General features: G+C 69.4%; 14 protein-coding genes and 2 pseudogenes. 10 read left to right on the top strand and 6 right to left on the bottom strand.

Going from position 1 to position 17,518, the window contains the following annotated elements; all coding sequences use genetic code 11:
• On the bottom strand, positions 1–1,075 hold a 1,075-nt coding region (gene tyrS, locus A5709_RS06905; RefSeq protein ID WP_067951294.1), incomplete at its 3' end, for a tyrosine--tRNA ligase.
• A 77-nt stretch (positions 1,076–1,152) separates the two neighbouring features.
• Between tyrS and A5709_RS06900 the strand changes: the two genes are divergently transcribed.
• Positions 1,153–2,076 (top strand): bile acid:sodium symporter family protein, encoded by a 924-nt coding sequence (locus A5709_RS06900; RefSeq protein ID WP_369827269.1) that lies wholly within the window; start codon positions 1,153–1,155, stop codon positions 2,074–2,076.
• A 24-nt stretch (positions 2,077–2,100) separates the two neighbouring features.
• On the opposite strand, the gene A5709_RS06895 is transcribed toward A5709_RS06900, so the two are convergent.
• Positions 2,101–2,712 carry a DNA-3-methyladenine glycosylase gene (locus tag A5709_RS06895; protein WP_067951291.1) on the bottom strand — a complete coding sequence of 204 codons (612 nt, stop codon included), beginning with the start codon at positions 2,710–2,712 and terminating at the stop codon, positions 2,101–2,103.
• A gap of 71 nt (positions 2,713–2,783) precedes the next feature.
• Between A5709_RS06895 and A5709_RS06890 the strand changes: the two genes are divergently transcribed.
• The 4 genes from A5709_RS06890 (at position 2,784) to A5709_RS06875 (ending at position 6,304) form a co-directional block, all read left to right on the top strand.
• Positions 2,784–4,061, top strand: a complete 1,278-nt coding sequence (locus A5709_RS06890; protein WP_067951289.1) for an ammonium transporter — start codon at positions 2,784–2,786, stop codon at positions 4,059–4,061.
• Between the two features lie 39 nt (positions 4,062–4,100).
• Entirely contained in the window at positions 4,101–4,865 is a 765-nt protein-coding gene (locus A5709_RS06885) for an ABC transporter ATP-binding protein (RefSeq protein ID WP_068119040.1), read from the top strand.
• Positions 4,799–5,617: an ABC transporter permease gene (locus A5709_RS06880; protein WP_082973807.1), complete on the top strand. Its 819-nt coding sequence runs from the start codon at positions 4,799–4,801 to the stop codon at positions 5,615–5,617. Before A5709_RS06885 ends, A5709_RS06880 begins: the two co-directional genes overlap by 67 nt.
• A gap of 63 nt (positions 5,618–5,680) precedes the next feature.
• Complete coding sequence (locus A5709_RS06875) at positions 5,681–6,304, top strand: TetR/AcrR family transcriptional regulator (RefSeq protein WP_082973806.1); 624 nt, start codon at positions 5,681–5,683, stop codon at positions 6,302–6,304.
• On the opposite strand, the gene A5709_RS06870 is transcribed toward A5709_RS06875, so the two are convergent.
• Complete coding sequence (locus A5709_RS06870; protein WP_067951283.1) at positions 6,270–6,485, bottom strand: Trm112 family protein; 216 nt, start codon at positions 6,483–6,485, stop codon at positions 6,270–6,272. The genes A5709_RS06875 and A5709_RS06870 overlap by 35 nt on opposite strands.
• On the bottom strand, positions 6,478–9,465 hold the full coding sequence (locus A5709_RS06865; RefSeq protein ID WP_068119034.1) for an acyl-CoA synthetase: 2,988 nt from the start codon (positions 9,463–9,465) through the stop codon (positions 6,478–6,480). Before A5709_RS06865 ends, A5709_RS06870 begins: the two co-directional genes overlap by 8 nt.
• Before the next feature lie 349 nt (positions 9,466–9,814).
• Here A5709_RS06865 and A5709_RS06860 point away from each other — a divergent pair, with 349 nt between their 5' ends.
• Complete coding sequence (locus A5709_RS06860; RefSeq protein WP_067951310.1) at positions 9,815–10,495, top strand: MspA family porin; 681 nt, start codon at positions 9,815–9,817, stop codon at positions 10,493–10,495.
• A 13-nt stretch (positions 10,496–10,508) separates the two neighbouring features.
• Here the strand turns inward: A5709_RS06860 and A5709_RS28370 are convergent.
• Positions 10,509–11,944 (bottom strand): annotated as a pseudogene (locus tag A5709_RS28370) (HNH endonuclease signature motif containing protein).
• 402 nt (positions 11,945–12,346) lie between these two features.
• On the opposite strand from A5709_RS28370, the gene A5709_RS06850 reads away from it, so the two are divergent.
• The 4 genes and pseudogenes from A5709_RS06850 to A5709_RS06835 form a co-directional block, all read left to right on the top strand.
• Positions 12,347–12,826: a hypothetical protein gene (locus A5709_RS06850; RefSeq protein ID WP_068119030.1), complete on the top strand. Its 480-nt coding sequence runs from the start codon at positions 12,347–12,349 to the stop codon at positions 12,824–12,826.
• 6 nt (positions 12,827–12,832) lie between these two features.
• Entirely contained in the window at positions 12,833–13,576 is a 744-nt protein-coding gene (locus A5709_RS06845) for a gluconate 2-dehydrogenase subunit 3 family protein (RefSeq protein WP_067951269.1), read from the top strand.
• Positions 13,576–15,279, top strand: a complete 1,704-nt coding sequence (locus A5709_RS06840; protein ID WP_068119027.1) for a GMC family oxidoreductase — start codon at positions 13,576–13,578, stop codon at positions 15,277–15,279. Before A5709_RS06845 ends, A5709_RS06840 begins: the two co-directional genes overlap by 1 nt.
• Positions 15,272–16,966, top strand: a pseudogene (locus A5709_RS06835) (glycoside hydrolase family 15 protein); the annotation flags it as partial. The gene A5709_RS06840 and the pseudogene A5709_RS06835, both read left to right, overlap by 8 nt.
• Here A5709_RS06835 and A5709_RS29075 read toward each other — a convergent pair.
• A complete protein-coding gene (locus A5709_RS29075; RefSeq protein ID WP_082973805.1) occupies positions 16,870–17,478 on the bottom strand; it encodes an SDR family NAD(P)-dependent oxidoreductase in 609 nt (202 codons plus the stop codon). The pseudogene A5709_RS06835 and the gene A5709_RS29075 overlap by 97 nt on opposite strands.
• Between the last annotated feature and the right edge of the window lie 40 nt (positions 17,479–17,518).

Here is a 17,518-nt window from a genome sequence, read left to right as displayed (position 1 = left end):
CGATCCCGTCGGGGCCACCGGGTTTGAGCTCGGCGACCGAGGCCTCGCGCAGCGCCGCCGACAGCGTCGCCTCGTCCAGGCGGTCCAATTCGCCCTGCCCGAACAGCGCCCGGCTGGCGTGCTCGACCGCCTCGGTGGCCGCCTCGCCGTGCACCAGCACGGTCAGTTCGCGGGCGAGCCGGCGCTGCGCGGCGCGCTGCTGCGGGCGCTCGGCGGTCGCCCGCTCCAGCTCGGCGAGCTCGTCGGCCGACAGGAAGGTGAACCAACGCAGGTACCGGATCACGTCGGCGTCGGCGGTGTTGAAGAAGTATTGGTACCAGGCATACGGGGTGGTCATCGCCGGGTCCAGCCACAGGCTGCCGCCGCCGGTGGACTTGCCGAACTTGGTGCCGTCGGCCGCTGTCACCAGCGGGACGGTGAGCGCGTGCACCGTCGCGCCCAGCTTCTGGCGGACCAATCGCACGCCGGCGATGATGTTGCCCCACTGGTCGGAACCGCCGATCTGCAGCGTGCAGCCGTACCGGCGGTGCAATTCGACGTAGTCGTTGGCCTGAAGGAGCATGTAGCTGAATTCCGTGTAGGAGATGCCCTCGCCCTCCAGCCGCCGCCGGACAGTGTCGCGATCCAGCATGACGTTGACCGAGAAGTGCTTGCCGAGGTCACGCAGGAACTCGATGGCTGACAGCGGGGCCGTCCAGTCCAGGTTGTTGACGACGACCGCGCCCGTCTCGGATTCGTCGAAGTCGACGAAGCGCTCGAGCTGCCCGCGGATGCGCTCGGTCCAGTCGGCGACGACGTCCGCCTCGTTCAGGGTGCGCTCCCCGACGTCACGCGGGTCACCGATCATGCCGGTGGCGCCGCCGGCGAGGACGATCGGGCGGTGGCCGGCGCGCTGGAAGCGCCGCAGCGCCAGCAGCGGCACCAGGTGCCCCGCGTGCAGGCTGGCCGCGGTCGGGTCGAAACCCGCGTACACCGTCAACGGACCGCGCTGCGCCTCGGCCGCCAATGCGTCGAGGTCGGTGGACTGCGCGATCAGCCCACGCCAGCTCAGCTCGTCAAGGATCCCGGAAGACATCGCCGCCGACTTTAGTCGGTCCCGCGGCCACGATTCGCCCCTGCGCTGCTCGATAAGGCAAGCTAACGGCGCGGCGCATCGTCGCTTTTCCCTCAGCGCACCAAACAACGCGGAGCGTCATGGACAACCGGTACTGGCCGTTGGTGGTCGTGATCATCATGCTCGCCCTCGGGCTGACGCTCACGGTCGACGACTTCAAGCGGGCGGCCACGCTGCGCAAACCACTGGTCGTCGCGCTCGTCTGCCAGTCGCTGCTGCTCCCGTCGCTGTGCCTAGTCATCGCCGAGGCCTTCCACCTCGAGCCCCACCTGGCGGTCGGGCTGATGCTGATGGCCGCCACCCCCGGCGGGACGATGTCCAGCATCCTCAGCCACCTGTTCAACGGCGACTTGGCGCTCAACCTCACGCTGACGGCGATCAACGCCGTGCTGTCCATCGTTGCGTTGCCCGCGATTCTGGCGGTGTCGATGACGTGGTTCCTCGGCAAAGGGCGGTTTCTCCCGCTGCAGCCGGACAAGTTCTTCGCGGTGATCGGCCTGGTCATCGTCCCCATCGCGATCGGGGTGGCGGTCCGCCACCGCTTTCCCGCACTGGCCCGGCGACTGCAGAAACCGGTCCGGATCGTCGCGCTCACGCTGCTCGTACTCGCCGTGCTCGGCGCCGTCACCGGGGGACGAACCACGCTCTGGCACAACCTCGGCGTGCTGAGCGGAGCCGTCGTGGCCTTCTGCGCCGTGAGCCTGGCGGTCGGCTATCTGGCGCCGCGCCTGATGCGGCTGGCTCCGCGGCAGGCCGTCGCGGTCAGCCTGGAGGTCGGCATGCACAACGCCGTGGTGGCGATGGGCGTCGCGTTGAGTCCGCAACTGCTGAACAGCGCCGAGATGGCCACGCCGGCCGCGATATACAGTGCCGTCGCGCCGCTCCTGGCCGTGGCGTTCGTGTTCCTGGCGCGGCGAGTGGACCCGGCGTTTCGTGCGGTCCCCGCACCGGCGGCCGCCTAGCCCTATGAAGGCGACCCGCTGCCGCTAGTCGCTGGTCCCCGGGGCGGGCGCCCGTGGGCTGCGCCGGTATGCCGACACTTCCGGGCGGCCGGGGAGCCAGAACCGCCACGGCCGGTCGGCGGCCTGGCTGACCCCCACCCGCGGGCCCGCCACGGGGGTCAGCGGCTCGTTGAGTTCCAGGGTGACCGGGTTGGCGGGGTCGAACAGGTCAATCCCGTTGTCGTCCATGGTGATTCCCAGGGCCGAACACAGATTGCCGGGCCCGCGCGCCAGCGCGGCCGCGCGAACCAGCTCGCCGCGCCGGGCGCGGGCGGTATCGGTGCCGTCCTCGAGGGCGGCGGCCCGCAACAGGACGGCCGCGGCGGTCCCGTCCGGCCCGCAGGAAACGTTGGCGCAGACGTGGATCCCGTGGCTGCGATAGGTGTAGAGGCGGCCGGGAGGCCCGAACATCACCGCGTTGCGTCCGCTGATGCCGCGATAGGAGTGCGCCGCGGCGTCCGGCCATGGGCCGTCCGGAACTCCGCCGTACGCCTCGACTTCCACGATGACGGCGCTGACGCCCCGCCCGGTGAGGGTGGCGCCGAGTAGCCGATGCGCGGCCGCGACGGGGTCGACGAGCAGCTGGCTTGCGGCCACCCACCGAACCTACCGGCAGCGCTGCCATGGCAGTATCCCGGTGTCCTGGGACCTGTGAAGGAGCACACAGCATGCATCCGATCGACCCCGCCGCCACCGCGTGGCTGCTGGCCAGCACCGCGCTGGTCCTCCTGATGACGCCCGGCCTGGCGATCTTCTACGGCGGCATGGTCCGCACCACCGGCGTGCTCAACATGATCATGATGAGCTTCATCTCCATCCCGCTGGTCACGGTGGCGTGGCTGTTGCTGGGCTACACCATCGCCTTCAGCGAGGACGGGGCGAGCGGGTTCCTCGGCAATCTCAGGCATGTCGGGATGCTGGGTATCACCCCGGACACCGCCCACGGCGCGGTTCCCGAACTCCTGTACGCCACGTTCCAGGTCACGTTCGCGATCATCACGGCCGCCCTGGTCAGCGGCGCCATCGCCGACCGCGCGAAGTTCGCCGCGTGGATGGTGTTCGTCCCGGTGTGGACGGTCGTCGTGTATTCGGTTGTGGCGCACTGGGTATGGGGGCCCGGCGGCTGGCTGGCCAAGATGGGCGTGCTGGACTACGCGGGCGGCCTCGTCGTCGAGATCGTGTCCGGTTCCTCGGCCCTGGCCCTGGCGCTGGTGCTCGGCCCCCGCATCGGCTTCAAGAAGGACGCCATGCGGCCGCACAACCTGCCGCTCGTGCTGCTCGGTGTCGGCCTGCTGTGGTTCGGCTGGTTCGGGTTCAACGCCGGGTCTGCGCTGGCCGCCAACGGCACCGCCGCTGCCATCTTCCTCAACACCCTCGTCGCCGGCTGCCTCGGCATGCTCGGCTGGCTGTCGGTCGAACAGGTCCGCGACGGCAGGCCCACGACGTTCGGCGCGGCGTCCGGGGTGGTGGCGGGGCTCGTCGCCATCACGCCGTCGTGCGGCACCGTCAACACGCTCGGGGCGGCGGTCGTCGGCCTCGCGGCCGGCGTCGTGTGTTCGTTCGCGGTCAGCGCGAAGTTTCGGTTCAACTACGACGATTCGCTCGATGTGGTCGGCGTGCACTTCGTCGGCGGGGTCGTCGGTGTGTCGTTGATCGGGCTGCTCGCCACGGCGGTCATGACGTCGGGCCCGAGGGGCCTCTTCTATGGGGGCGGCTTCACCCAGCTGGGCAAGCAGACGCTCGCGATCGTCGTCGTCGCGGTGTATGCGTTCGCCGTGTCGTTCGTGCTCGCGAAGCTGATCGACCGGGTGATGGGCTTCCGGGTCAGCGCGGAAGACGAGATCACCGGCGTCGACCTCACCCAGCACGCCGAGACGGCCTACGCCGAGGGCGTGCACGGACACCTGCCGCAGCGCCGCCCGGGATCGCCAGAACGTTCCCCGTAGCCCCTTGACAGCGGGTCGGCGCAGGCGGATATTCATCGTATGATGACTTCATCACATGATGAATTAATCTCGGCCCCGGCCGTCCGCATCGACCACCTGAGGGTGATCCGCGGCAAATGCACCGCACTGCACGACGTCTCGGTGCAGATTGGGCGGGGCAGCATCACCGGTCTGCTCGGCCCGTCCGGCTGCGGCAAGACCACCCTGATGCGCTGCATCGTCGGCACGCAGATCGTGACTGGAAATTCCAAGGGAGCCGTCACCGTGCTCGGCCATCCGGCCGGGTCGGCGGCGCTGCACCGCCGCGTCGGATACCTGCCCCAGGACCCGACCATCTACAACGACCTGCGGGTCGTCGACAACGTGCGGTACTTCGCCTCGCTGTACGGTTTCGACCACCAGGCCGCCGACACCGCGATCGAGCGGGTCGGGCTGGCCGATCAACGAACCGCCTTCTGCGCCAACCTTTCCGGTGGTCAGCGCACCCGAGTGTCGCTGGCGTGCGCGCTGGTCTGCCAGCCCGACCTGCTCGTGCTCGACGAGCCCACGGTGGGTTTGGACCCGGTGCTGCGCGCGGATCTGTGGGGACAGTTCGCCGACCTCGCCCGTGCCGGAACCACGCTGCTGGTGTCCAGCCACGTCATGGACGAAGCCGACCACTGCGGCGACCTGTTGCTGATGCGCGACGGACACCTGCTCGCGCACACCACCCCGGCCCGACTACGAGAGGACACCGGATGCACGTCACTGGAGGACGCGTTTCTGTCCATCATCAGGCGCACCACCATGCGCGAAGCCGGTTAGGGCTCAAGGGATACACCGCCACCACGGCGCGGATCCTGCGCCAGCTGGCCGCCGACCACCGCAGCGTCGCGATGATTCTGTTCGTGCCGCTCTTGGTCATCTCGCTGATGTACTTCATGTTCCAGAACGCACCGCATCGGCCCGGCACCCCGGCACCGTTCAACAACGCCTGCCTGATCCTGCTGGGCCTTTTCCCGCTGTTCGTGATGTTCATCATCACGGCGATCACGATGCAGCGGGAACGGGCCTCCGGGACGCTGGAGCGCATCCTGACCACTCCCCTGCGCCGGTTCGACCTACTGATCGCCTATGGCACCGCGTTCTCGACGGCCGCTGCGGCACAAGCCATTCTGGCGTGCATCGTGTCGTTTTGGGCGCTCGGCTTCGACACCGCGGGCAGCCCAGCGTGGGTGTTCGTGATCGCGATCGTCAACGCCGTGTTGGGTGTGGGGCTGGGCCTGCTGTGTAGTGCCTTCGCGCGCACGGAGTTTCAGGCCGTGCAATTCATTCCGTTGGTGATGGTTCCTCAGTTGTTGCTGGCCGGGATCATCGTGCCGCGGGCGCTGATGCCACACTGGCTGCAGTGGATCAGCAACGTGATGCCGGCCAGCTACGCGCTGGAGGCCCTCCAGCAGGTGGGTGCGCACCCGCAGCTGACCTACATCGCGGTGCGCGACATCGTCGTCGTGCTCGGCTCCGCGCTCATCGCGCTGTGCCTGGCGGCGGCGACGCTGCGTCGGCGGACCGCCTAGTGGCGATCGCGAGCGCGGCGGGTCGCCACGGAGGGTCCTAGTGGCGATCGCGAGCGGGTCCTAGTGGCGGCCCCCAACACCCGGCGCCGCCGGCCGGGGCGCCCCGCCGGAAGCTCCGACACTCGCAACCGTATCCTGGCCAGCGCCCGAGAGTTGTTTGCCACCAACGGTATTGGCAATACCTCGATCCGTGCGGTAGCGGCGGCGGCGGGTGTGGATTCGGCGCTGGTGCATCACTACTTCGGCACCAAGGAGAAGCTGTTCGCCGCCGCCGTCCACATCCCGATCGACCCGATGGACATCATCGGCCCGCTGCGCGACGTGCCCATCGAGGAAGTCGGCTACCGGCTGCCGTCGATGTTGTTGCCGCTGTGGGATTCCGACCTGGGCACGGGCTTCATCGCCACGCTGCGGTCCGTCCTGGCCGGCTCGGAGGTCAACCTGTTCCGCACGTTCATCGAGGACGTGATCGGGGTGGAAGTTGGTCCGCGCGTTGACAATCCGCCCGGCAGTGGATTGATCCGCGTCCAGTTCGTCGCGTCGCAACTGGTCGGCGTGGTGATGGCGCGCTACATCCTGCGATTGGAGCCGTTCGCGTCGCTACCGGCCGATCGGGTCGCGCAAACCATCGCGCCGAACCTGCAGCGTTACCTCACCGGGGATCTGCCGGACGGCCTTGTGCCATGAGCCGGGCGTGCTCGTCGTCGTCGACGTCTCGCGCCTCGTCGATGAGCAGCACCGGGATGCCGTCCTCGATGCGGTAGGCACGCCGCAACCGCGGGTTGTACAGCAACTCGTCGTCCACCAGCAGCAGCGGTCCCCGGTCGGCCGGGCAGACCAGGATTGCCAGCAGTGAGTCGTCAACCATCGGTGCGCCCGCTCAGCTCGGCCCGCACGCCGGCGGTCAGCTTTCGGAAGAAGTTGCTCTCGCCGTCGAAGTACCACACCTGGCGGCCCGGCTTGGGAATTCCCGCCGCGCGCAACGCGCTGACGGTCGGACGGTAGGTCGCGCTCAAAGTCATCTCCGGACACACTTGGACGATGTCGGGACCCACCCCGATGGGAATCTTGGCCACGGCGTCGGTCAGGTCGGCCGCGGTGATGCTGGCCCCCGGAAGCAGCGTAACCGCCGCGACCGCCACCTCCCGGTCGCCCACCGGCACGTTGTAGGTCACCGCGAGGTCGACGCCGTTGATGCACCCCAGCGCGTCGGTGACCCGCTCGGCATACACCAGGCCCCGCGCGGTGTGGACCACCGAGCCGCGCCTGCCCGCCAACCAGAAGTCGCCGTCGTCGTCGCGATAGAACAGGTACTCCGTCGAGATCCAGGTGTCGCCGGCGGCGAAGACTCCCCGCTTGACCGACGCCGTCGGATCGATCGGGCCGTTGGACGCGGCGAGCAGCACCCCGACCTCTTTCGGCTCGGCCACCTGGACGAAGCCGCGGTCGTTCTCCAGGATCAGATCCTGCTCGGCGTCGTAGGCCGCCAGCTCGATACGCCCCGCGCCCGGCAGCGGTCGGCCCTTGCTGCCGATCTTGGCCCCAGACACATTGGCCAGCACCGCTTGTCCGTCGGTGGTCGCGAAGAACTCGACGACATGGGCGGGCGCAAACGCATCGACCACCCGGCCCCACAGGCCCGTCGGCATGCCGGACCCGATGAACAGCCGCACCGGGTGGTTGCCGTGCAACACGAACGCGGGATCGTCGACGATCTCGCGGAGCATGGCCCAGGTGTAGGACACCACCGTGACGCCGTACTGCCGCACCTCCTGAACGAACCGGTCCCGGTCCAGTCCGCGGGACAACGCGATGCGGGTCCCGCCGACCACCGCGCCGCCGAGGCTGACCAGCAGCGCCGACTCGTGGTGCAGCGGGGTCAAGCAGTACACGGTGTCCCGGCGGTCCAGCGCGGCCGTCGAGGCGGTCCCGAACGCCGACACCGCCCACCGGTAGTTGGTGATCTGCTTGGCGACCAACTCGCCGCCGGCCGCGCTGAACGCGATGAACGCCAAGTCCCGCGCCAGCCCCGGGTTGGGCCGGTACCAGCCGGGCAGCTCGACGGCGTCCGGGTCGATCCGCTCCATGTCGATGACGTCGCTGTCGTCGGGCAGATGCAGGTCCCGCGACTCGCCGCCGCCGAGCACCAGCACCTGCCGCAGCCCATCGCGGCCCGACGCCAGCACCGCCTCGAGGTTGGTGGGGTCGGTCAACAGCTCGGTCACGCCCCCGAGCCGAACCGACGCTGCCAGGTCGGCGTCCGGTCGCATCACCACCGCGACCGCGCCCAGCCGGGACAGCGCGGCGATGGCGACCAGCGCGCTGGGCCGCGTCTCCATCAGCACGCCGACCCGGTCGCCCTGCCGCACCCCGACCTCGATCAGGCCGCGGACGACATTGTTGATCCGCCGGTTGACGGCTTCGTAGGTGTGCACGCGACCGTCGAACAGCAGGAACTCGCCCCGCGGGGCGTCGTGCGCCTGTTCGTCGATGATGCGGCCCAGCGAGATTCGGGTGTGGTCGTTGATCTGTCCCAGCCGGACCAGCCGCGGCAGCGTCCGGGCCGTTTCTACGGCCAGGGTCCGCATCGACTTATTGGCCGCGACCACCGTGTTCGCCGCGCCGCGCACCACGCCCAGCGCCGCCTCGGAGACCTCCCCGATGCCGTGCACGAGCCGGGAGCTCAGCGCGACGCCGCTGTCCGTGTGCTCCTCGGGCTGGTCGGCCATCAGGTCGATGCTGTCCGGCTTGTCGCCGCCGGTGGAGAGCCATTGCACCCATTCGGCGACCGTCGGCCAGCTCTGCTGCGCCGCCTTCGATCCGACGACCAGGCCGAAATGCCCTGTGCGGATGCGGCTTTCGTACACTTCGGCGTCGGGGGCCGCGCGCCGGATGCCGCGTACCGATGCCGGCTGCCCGATGTCGTCCACCTCGCCGACGAAGGCCAGCACGGGGCAGGTGATGTCGGTGAGCGTGACCATTTGCCCGTTGACGGCGAAACCGCCGGTCATCATTCGGTTGTGGGCGATGAATTGTTTGAGCAGTTCGGAGATCGCCGGCCCGGACCAGGCGATCCAGCCTTCGCGCTCGAGGAACCGGCGCTGTTGTTCGCGCGGAAGTAGCGCCTCGCGGTCGTGCAGCTGGCGCACGAAATCCACTCGGGCCTTGGCGGTCTTGAGCGGGTCGAGCATCTGAAAGCCGGTGCGCGCCATCCAGCTCGGGATGTCCAGCCGGCTGAAGACGTGGTCCGCCATGAAGTTGGCGGCGGGTGCGGCGAAGTTCGCCGGGATGCCCATCGGCAGGGCGGCCAGGGTGTCCACCGGCGAACCGAAGGTGACGATGCTGGCCAGGCTTTTCGAACGCCGGTACGCGGTGACCTGGTAGCACCACATGCCACCCTGCGAATATCCGACCAGATGGACGTCGCTTCCGGTGACGTCCCTGACGGTGTCGATCGCCTGGCTGAGCGCGACGATGTGGTCGGCCAGCGTGCGGCGCATGCCGCCTTCGACCTTGTCGGGTTCGCCGAAGTCGATGACCCAGGGATCCAGCCCGTTGGCGTGCAGGATGCCGACCGCGCCGTCCTCGCGCGTGACGTCCCACATGTCCGCCGACATCATCATCGGGTGCACCATCAGCACCGGCGGGCCGACCCGCGGCTTGTCCGGCCGGCTGTCGGGCGGGAAATAACGCCGGAGCTTGTACATCGGTACGCTCTCGACGATCTGCGAAGGCGACGGCACGGTGCCGGTTTCCAAGCCCCCCAGTCGCAAGACCTCGAGCCCGTTCTGCGCCGTAGCTATCAGGCGCTCGACCGGTCGCGTGACAATCGACAAGTTGAGATCCACGGCCGCTCCCTAATGTCTTGACAGCTCCGACATCATGGCACACCCGCGGGCTCGGCGGTCCTGGCCAGGCGATTTACCTCGGGGCGGTCAGCCGCCGCAGTCGTGCGGGTCGACCTTCGGCCCCGGTCGGGCTCCGTCCGGGGCCGCCGCGCCTGGGGAGTCCGGCGTGCTCGAGGCTCGCCCCGCTAATGACCGGAGCAGCGATCCGTTCGTCCGGCACGCCAACCCAAACTTCCGCTGCCATATCCCATAACGATTACGAACGCACAACGACTTCGGCGGCTCGACCAGCAAATTCCGGGAGCGGGATCGGGCCGCGCATACGGTGTCGCACGTGTGGCCGGTAGCCGTGGTCGTCCGTCGCGCTGCGATCGTCGCTTCGTGCGTCGTCTTTGCGGTGATCTCGGCACCGCCGACGGCCGCCGACCCCGACGCGGAAAACGTTGCCGCGGTAACGCCGGACGACGGGCGGGTGCCCTCGTCCGAACCGGTGACCTACACGACGCCGGAAGGCTGGACCCTCACCCTCGGGGCGCGGGACGAGTCGCAAGTTCCCATCGCGCCGTTGACCACCGCGCTATCGTCTCGCGAATACCTCGCCCGCGGAACGTTTGCCGCCTCGCTGGACGGGCTCGAAAATCCCCACGGCACCCTCGAGGTGGGTTACGAGATCGGCTGCGGCATCGACATGAGCACGTCCAACGGCGTCACCCTCGGCGGCAACGCCGGCGTGACCCCCGGCCTGGGCTTGGCGGGCGTGTTTACCGGTGCGCCGACGCCGGTGCCGTTGGTCACCACCCCGATGAACGGCCTGATCACCGTGGGCCTCAAGCCGGGTGTCGTAGTCGTAGTACCGGTGGCCAAGAAGGAGTTCACGGGCCCGAATCCGCGGGTCATCGTCACCGGATTCCACGTCAAAATCGATGGGTGCGTGGGTCAGTCGTTCATCCGGTCCTACGCGACGCTGACCCAAGTGACCGACGAATCCGACGTGGTGCTGTCCTACGTCGGCGTCACCAAAACCGTGTGAACGCCGGAGCGCCCTAGAAGGGTGGGGGTTCGTCGTCCGGCGGTGCGGGACCGCGTGCGGTGGGTTGGGTTGCCAGTCGGGCGTCGCGGTTGTGGTGACGTTCGGTGGCGATGCGCTGGGCCCGGTTCTGGGCGCGAGTGCGGGTGCGCCGGGGCATCATCGCGGTGCGCCGCCGCAGCGCTCGGCGCCGGTGGCGGGGGCGGGTAGGTCGCCGGTGGGCGCGCACAGGCTGGGAAACAGCAGCGCGCTGCCCGGGGTGGTGACGTAGGTGTGCCCGTCGGGCAGCCGCCAGATGAGGGTGCCGTCGGGCAACTGCTCGTCGCGCCAGCCTCAGAACGTTTTGAGCAAATGATGTTGGCGGCAAAGACATTTCAGGTTCGACGAATGCGTCGGGCCGCCATCGGCGTACGGGATCGTATGGTCGATATCGCAGTCGACGGCCGGCCGATCACACCCCGGCGCCCGACACGTCAGATCCCGGCACCGCACGAAATCGGCCAGCCGGGCCGAGGGGATGTAGCGCGGCTCGGCCTGCGCCGGGACGCTGACCGGCACCAGCCTCGCCGAGCGGGCCAGTTCGGCAACCACCTCGGCCGGCACCAGGCCCTCCACGCCGGGCAACACCCCCGGCGCCGCGCCGCGCCCGGCGACCGTGGCCGCCTCGGCCACCACATGGATCACCACCGCGCTCGGGGTTCGCCCACTACCGGCGCACTCCGGCGTCCCACACTGACAGCCCAACCGGTCCGCGCCGGCGGCCAACGCACCCAGCGCGTCGGCCCGTCGCTGCCGCTGGGAGCGCGGATCGGCCCCACACACGCTGGCGGCCATCTCGTCGAGGCGCCGATCCAGCGCGTGCCCGTCGGCGCCGAACACGCTGCCCGTCAGCCACGCCATCCCCGACTCGTTGTCCTGCACGTCGACAAACCGATCGTCGATCGCCTCCCTGGCCCGGCGCACCGCATCGGCATCCACCAGCGCCACCACCCGGTCCACCGCCGCAGCCAGCCCACCGCGGGTCAGCGACGGACGCCGTGAGAGCACCACCGCCAGCCGGGCATCCACCCGCGCCATCACCTCGGCGTCGGTGATCAAATCGGTGCGAAACACGATCGTCTGAAACGCCCGATAATCGATGTCCCCGGCCTCAAACGCCTTGCCCACCTGCGGCAGCCGCTCACGCATCGCCATCGCATACCGCAAATAGCTGTGCGCCATCGCCACACTGCATCCCAGCGCCGCACCCACCTGCGCCGCCACCGCGTCCCACGCATCGGCCGCCCACTCGGCCCGCTCCCCCGAATCGCGGCACCGCAATACCAGCAAGTCCGCCACCGCCCCCAGCCGTTCCGCGGCTGCCCGGGCCTCGGCACGCCCGGCCGCCCGCACCCGAGCCAGCAACACCGCCGACTCCGGAGTGGACCGCGAGGCCCACGCATATTCGAACATAAGTTCGATAGTAGATCGAGGGTCCGACAAGTCCGACCGACACCGCAAGGCCCAGACCCACCGACGGTTTGCGCCGATCGAAAGCGGGTACGCACCCCATGCGCTTCGGTCACGACGCGCCGTCGGGACCACCTCGGTTGAAACACACAGCTGGGCGCTAACCAGTTCTCTGGCAGCCATCGCGAATCTTCATCGCGTGGTGGCTGCTCGAGCGTGTTTCGTTTCAGAAGTGAGGTGACGGATGGGCAAGACGGCGGGAGATCTCCGCTGCGAGCGCCTCCCAGCGTCTGATGGCCGAAATTCGACAGCGCTTGCCTCGCAATACCTTTCGTACGCCCGCGTCGGTCAGTGCGCGGAACCGAGCCATGACAGGCCAATCGACGAGCTAGGAAGGGAAACCAAATGTTGTTGTTAGGCAACGGAGGACGGCGCACGGGCGAGGCCCAACACCTCGCCGAGCGGGCGTTGTACGACGTCGCGCACGGTCGCTTCGAACGCTCGCTGTCCGGGCTGACGGCCATCGCGGCCGTCGTCACGACGGCCGAAATCTATTTCGAGCACTACAAGGCCAGCTTCGGCAACAAGTGGATGTGGAGCCCGATCGTGGTGACGCCGCCGGTGGTGGTGGCCGGGGTCGGCGGGGTGTTCTCCCGGCGCTGGGCCAAAACCTGGCTGCCGATCACCGCGGGGATCTACACCGCCAACGGCCTGATGGGCGAATACCTGCATGCCCGCGGGGTCGCGCGCAAGCCGGGCGGCTGGAAGAACGCGTCCTACAACGTGCCCATGGGTCCGCCGATCGCGGCGCCCGGGTTGATGTGCATGGTCGGGGGGATGGGCCTGCTGGCCTCGGTCCTGCGTCGCGAGCGGTTCCGGGGCTGAGCGGCGATGGCGGACACCTCGCGCCCCGACCACCTGCCCAACCTGCGCGCGGATCGCAAACCGCCGCACCCGTCCTGGCTGCCCAAGCAACGCCGTGGCGTCACGCCCCAAATGATCGGCCGCTACCCGGATTACGACGTGCTGGAAACGACCGACACGTGGGACGGCGCCACCAAGAAGGTGGTGCTGGCCCGGCTGGAACCGCCCGGCCCGCTGCGGTTCTTCACGCCGGAGGAGGAGCCGTGCCTGCGGGCGTTCTGCGACACGGTGCTGGCTCAGGACCGCGAGCCACGAGTGCCCGTGCCCGAGTCCGTCGATTCCAAGCTCGCCGACGGCCGCCTCGACGGCTACCAGTACGCCGACATGCCCGACGACCGCGACACGTGGCGGCTGGTGCTGCGCGCGCTCGACGAGACCGCGTCCCGCCGGTACAGCAAGACCTTCGCCGAAGCCGACCCGGACGCCCGCGAAGCGATCATCGACGAGTTCTCGCAGGGCGCCCTGGAGGGCGGGAGCTGGGAACGCCTCAACGTCAAACGCGCGTGGTCGGTGTGCATGCGAATGACGTTGTCCGGGTTCTACTCCCACCCGTGGGCGTGGAACGAGATCGGCTTCGGGGGTCCGGCCTACCCGCGCGGGTTCATGCGCCTCGGCGGTGCCACCGGGCCCGCCGCCGCGCGCGAACCGTTCGAAACCCCGGGCGCCACCGACGAGGATCCGGTCCGCGTGGTCCAAGAGGGAGAGTTGTGATGGGCGACCGACTCCGCGGGCTCTTCAAAGGCGCGATCGGGCCAAAGGATAACGAGTCCCGGTTCCTGCTCGACGTGCACTCGCGCGACCTGCCCGGCGAAAAGACCATGCAGCGCTACAGCGACGACGACGAGGTCGACCTCGTGGTCGTCGGTGCCGGCGCCGGCGGATCCGTGCTCGCGCAACGGCTGGCGCGGGCCGGCTGGCGGGTCGTGATCCTCGAGGCGGGGCCGTTCTGGCACCCCGACGAGGACTGGGTCTCCGACGAGGCGGGATCGCACTCCCTGTACTGGACGCAGAAGCGGATCATCGGCGGCGACGACCCGATCGAGCTGGGCAAGAACAACTCCGGGCGAGGGGTCGGCGGTTCGATGGTGCACTACGCCGGCTACACGCCGCGGTTCCATCCCAGCGACTTCCGCACCTACACCCTCGACGGGGTCGGAGCGGACTGGCCGATCGGCTACGAAGACGTCCGCCCCCACTACGAGCGGATCGAGCTCGAGTTGCCGGTGGCCGGGCAGAACTGGCCCTGGGGCTACCCACATCGGTATCCCTTTTCCCCGCACCCGATTTCGGGTGCCGCGGCCAAGCTGTGGCGCGGGGCGATGCAGCTCGGCATCGAGATGCGGGTCGGGCCCGTCGGCATCGTCAACGGCACCTTCGGTAACCGCCCGCACTGCATCTACCGCGGCTACTGCCTACAGGGTTGCAAGGTCAACGCGAAAGCCAGCCCGTACGTCACGCACCTGCCCGACGCCTTGGCCCACGCCGTGGAGATCCGCGCCAACTGCATGGCCGCCCGCGTCGAGCTCGACGAGGCCGGCTCCGCGCGCGGGGTGGTCTACTACGACGAGACCGGCGGCACCGAGCGGCTGCAGCGGGCCAAGGTCGTCGCGGTCGCCGGGTATTCCATTGAAACGCCGCGCCTGCTGCTGAACTCGGCGTGCGATCGCTTCCCGAACGGGCTGGGCAACAACGACGACCAGGTCGGGCGTTACGTGATGGTGCAGGGCGCCACCCAGTCCGCGGGTCGGTGGTCGGAAGAGGTCCGGATGTACAAGGCCCCGCCACCGGAGGTGTCCTCGGAGCAGTTCTACGAGACCGACTCCTCGCGCGGGTTCGCCCGCGGCTTCGCCATCCAGACGGTTTCACCGATGCCCATCGGCTGGGCCGAACACGTGCTCGCCGACGGCCATTGGGGCCGCGCGCTGCGCGAATACATGCGCGACTACAACCACTGGGCGACCATCGGCGTGCTCAACGAGCTGCTGCCATGCCCGGACAATCGGGTCACCCTCGCCCAGGAGACGGACACCTACGGCATCCCGGTGGCCCGGTTCGACTACACGTTGTGCGACAACGACAAGGCCAACATGGCCTACTCCACCAACGTGATCGGCGACATCCTGCACGCTGCCGGCGCCCAGGACGTGCTGACCATCGAGCGGTTCGCCCACCTGATCGGCGGCGCCCGGATGGGCACCCGCCCGGACAACTCCGTGGTCGACTCCGATCACCGGGTGTGGGGCGTGCCGAACCTGTTTCTGGCCGACGGCTCGGTGTGTCCGACGCAGGGCTCGGCGAACCCGGCGCTGACCATCATGGCGTTGGCCTCCCGGCTCGCCGAACGGCTGGCGACCGGCAAGATCGGCAGCGCCGCCCCGGCCAGGCGCCCATCGGAGGCGGGGGTCCGTGGCTGACCGCACGATCGACATCGAGGCGACGTTCTCGCCGCGGGTGTTGCGCGAGTACGCTCTGCTCGCCGACGGTGAGCGCGGTGCGCTGATCGGGCCGCAGGGTGACGTCGCATGGATGTGCGCGCCGCGCTGGGATTCCGACGGCGTGTTCTCCAATCTCATTGGGGGTGGCGGCGTCTACGCGATCACCCCGACCGACGTCCGGCATGTGTGGGGCGGCTATTACGAGCCGGGCAGCCTGATCTGGCGCAATCGCTGGATCACCCGCGACGGCATCGTGGAGTGCCGCGAGGCGCTGGCCTTCCCGGGCGATCCCGACCGGGTGGTGCTGCTGCGCCGCCTCATCGGCTGCCGCGGGACCGCGCGCGTGCGAGTGGTGCTGCAGCCGAGCGCGGAGTTCGGCCGGCACGGTCCCGGCGACATGAGCGTCGACGGCGGGGTATGGAGCGGAAAGTCGGGGCGGTTGCGCTGGCGCTGGCTGGGCGGCTGCGACGTGCGGTCCGTGCAGGCGGCGCGCGGGCGCGGCGAACTGCTCACATGCGAGATCACCGTCGACGAGGGCGGTCAGCACGACTTCGTGCTGGAGCTCTCCGAGCGGACTCTCCCCGACCGGCCGCCCGACGCCGACATCACCTGGGACGCAACGGAAGCCGCCTGGCATCGCAGCATGCCCGAGCTGAACTGCAGCATCGCGCCCCGCGACGGGCGGCATTCCTACGCGGTGCTGCGAGGGCTGACCAGCGGCGGCGGCGGCATGGTGGCCGCCGCCACGATGAGCCTGCCCGAACGCGCCCACACCAACCAGAACTACGACTACCGCTACGCGTGGATCCGCGATCAGGTCTACGCCGGCATCGCCGCGGCGACCGTGGGGGCGACCGAGTTGCTCGACTGCGCGGTCGAATTCGTCGGGGCCCGGCTGCTGGAACACGGTCCCGATCTCAAGCCGGCCTACACCGTCATGGGTGACAGCGTGCCCGGCGAGGAGACGCTCGACCTGCCCGGCTACCCCGGGGGCGCCGACAAGGTGGGCAACTGGGTCAACCAGCAATTCCAGCTCGACGTCTTCGGCGAGGCGCTGCAGCTGCTGGCATGGGCGGGCAACGCCGACCGGCTCGACGCCGACGGCTGGCGCGCCGCGCAGACCGCCATCGGCGCGATCGAAAAGCGCTGGCGCGACCCGGATGCGGGCATCTGGGAGATCGATGACGAGCACTGGACACAGTCCCGCCTGGCGTGCGTGGCCGGGCTACGCGCCATCGCGAAGGTTTCCGGCGGCGGCCACGAGGTGGCGGCCTGCGCGTCGCTTGCCGACGCGATCCTGGCCGACACCGCGGCCAGCAGCCTGCACCCGCACGGTGGCTACTGGCAACGCAGCCCGCGGCTGCCCGGCGTCGACGCGTCGCTGCTGCTGCCGCCCGTGCGCGGCGCCCTGCCCGCCGACGACCCGCGCACCCGGGCCACACTGGACGCCGTCCGCAAGCAGCTCAGCCACGACGGGTTCGTGTACCGCTTCCGGCACGACCAGCGCGACCTCGGCGACGCCGAGGGCGCCTTCCTGCTCTGCGGATTCATGATGGCACTCGCCGAACATCAACTGGGGCACGCCCATTGCGCGATGCGCTGGTTCGAACGCAACCGCGCCGCCTGCGGGCCGCCCGGCTTGTTCTGCGAGGAATACGACGTCCGGCAGCGCCAGCTCCGCGGCAACCTCCCCCAGGCGTTCGCGCACGCGCTGTTGCTGGAATGCACGGCCACCCTCGCCGACGACGCGATCCACCATGACTGAATCGAAAGGAGATTCTCGATGACACAGACAGTGGTGATCACCGGAGCCAGCGCCGCCATGGTGCCGTGCACGTAGCCGAGGTAGGACACCTCCGTCACGCGCTTGAACTCCTCGGCGCTGATCTCGCTGAACGGCGCGAACACGGAGGTGAACGCGACGTTCACCCAGACGTCGATGGGGCCGAACGTCGCCTCGGTCTCGTCGGCGGCGGCGGCGACGGCCGCGTGGTCGGCGACGTCGGTGGGAATGCTGAGCGCCTTGCCGCCGCCGGATTCGACGTCGCGGGCCGCGCCGTCCAGCCCGGCGGAGCCGCGGGCGAGCAGGGCGACGTTCGCCCCGCGCTGCCCGAACAGTTGCGCGGTGGCCCGGCCGATGCCGGCGCTGGCTCCGGTGATCACCACTGTCTGTGTCATCGAGAATCTCCTTTCGATTCAGTCATGGTGGATCGCGTCG

This window comes from Mycobacterium sp. E1386 (assembly GCF_001672745.1).
Lineage (GTDB): Bacteria > Actinomycetota > Actinomycetes > Mycobacteriales > Mycobacteriaceae > Mycobacterium.
The sequence above is the reverse complement of the archived record's forward strand: the minus strand, read 5'-3'. Positions and strand labels throughout refer to the sequence as shown.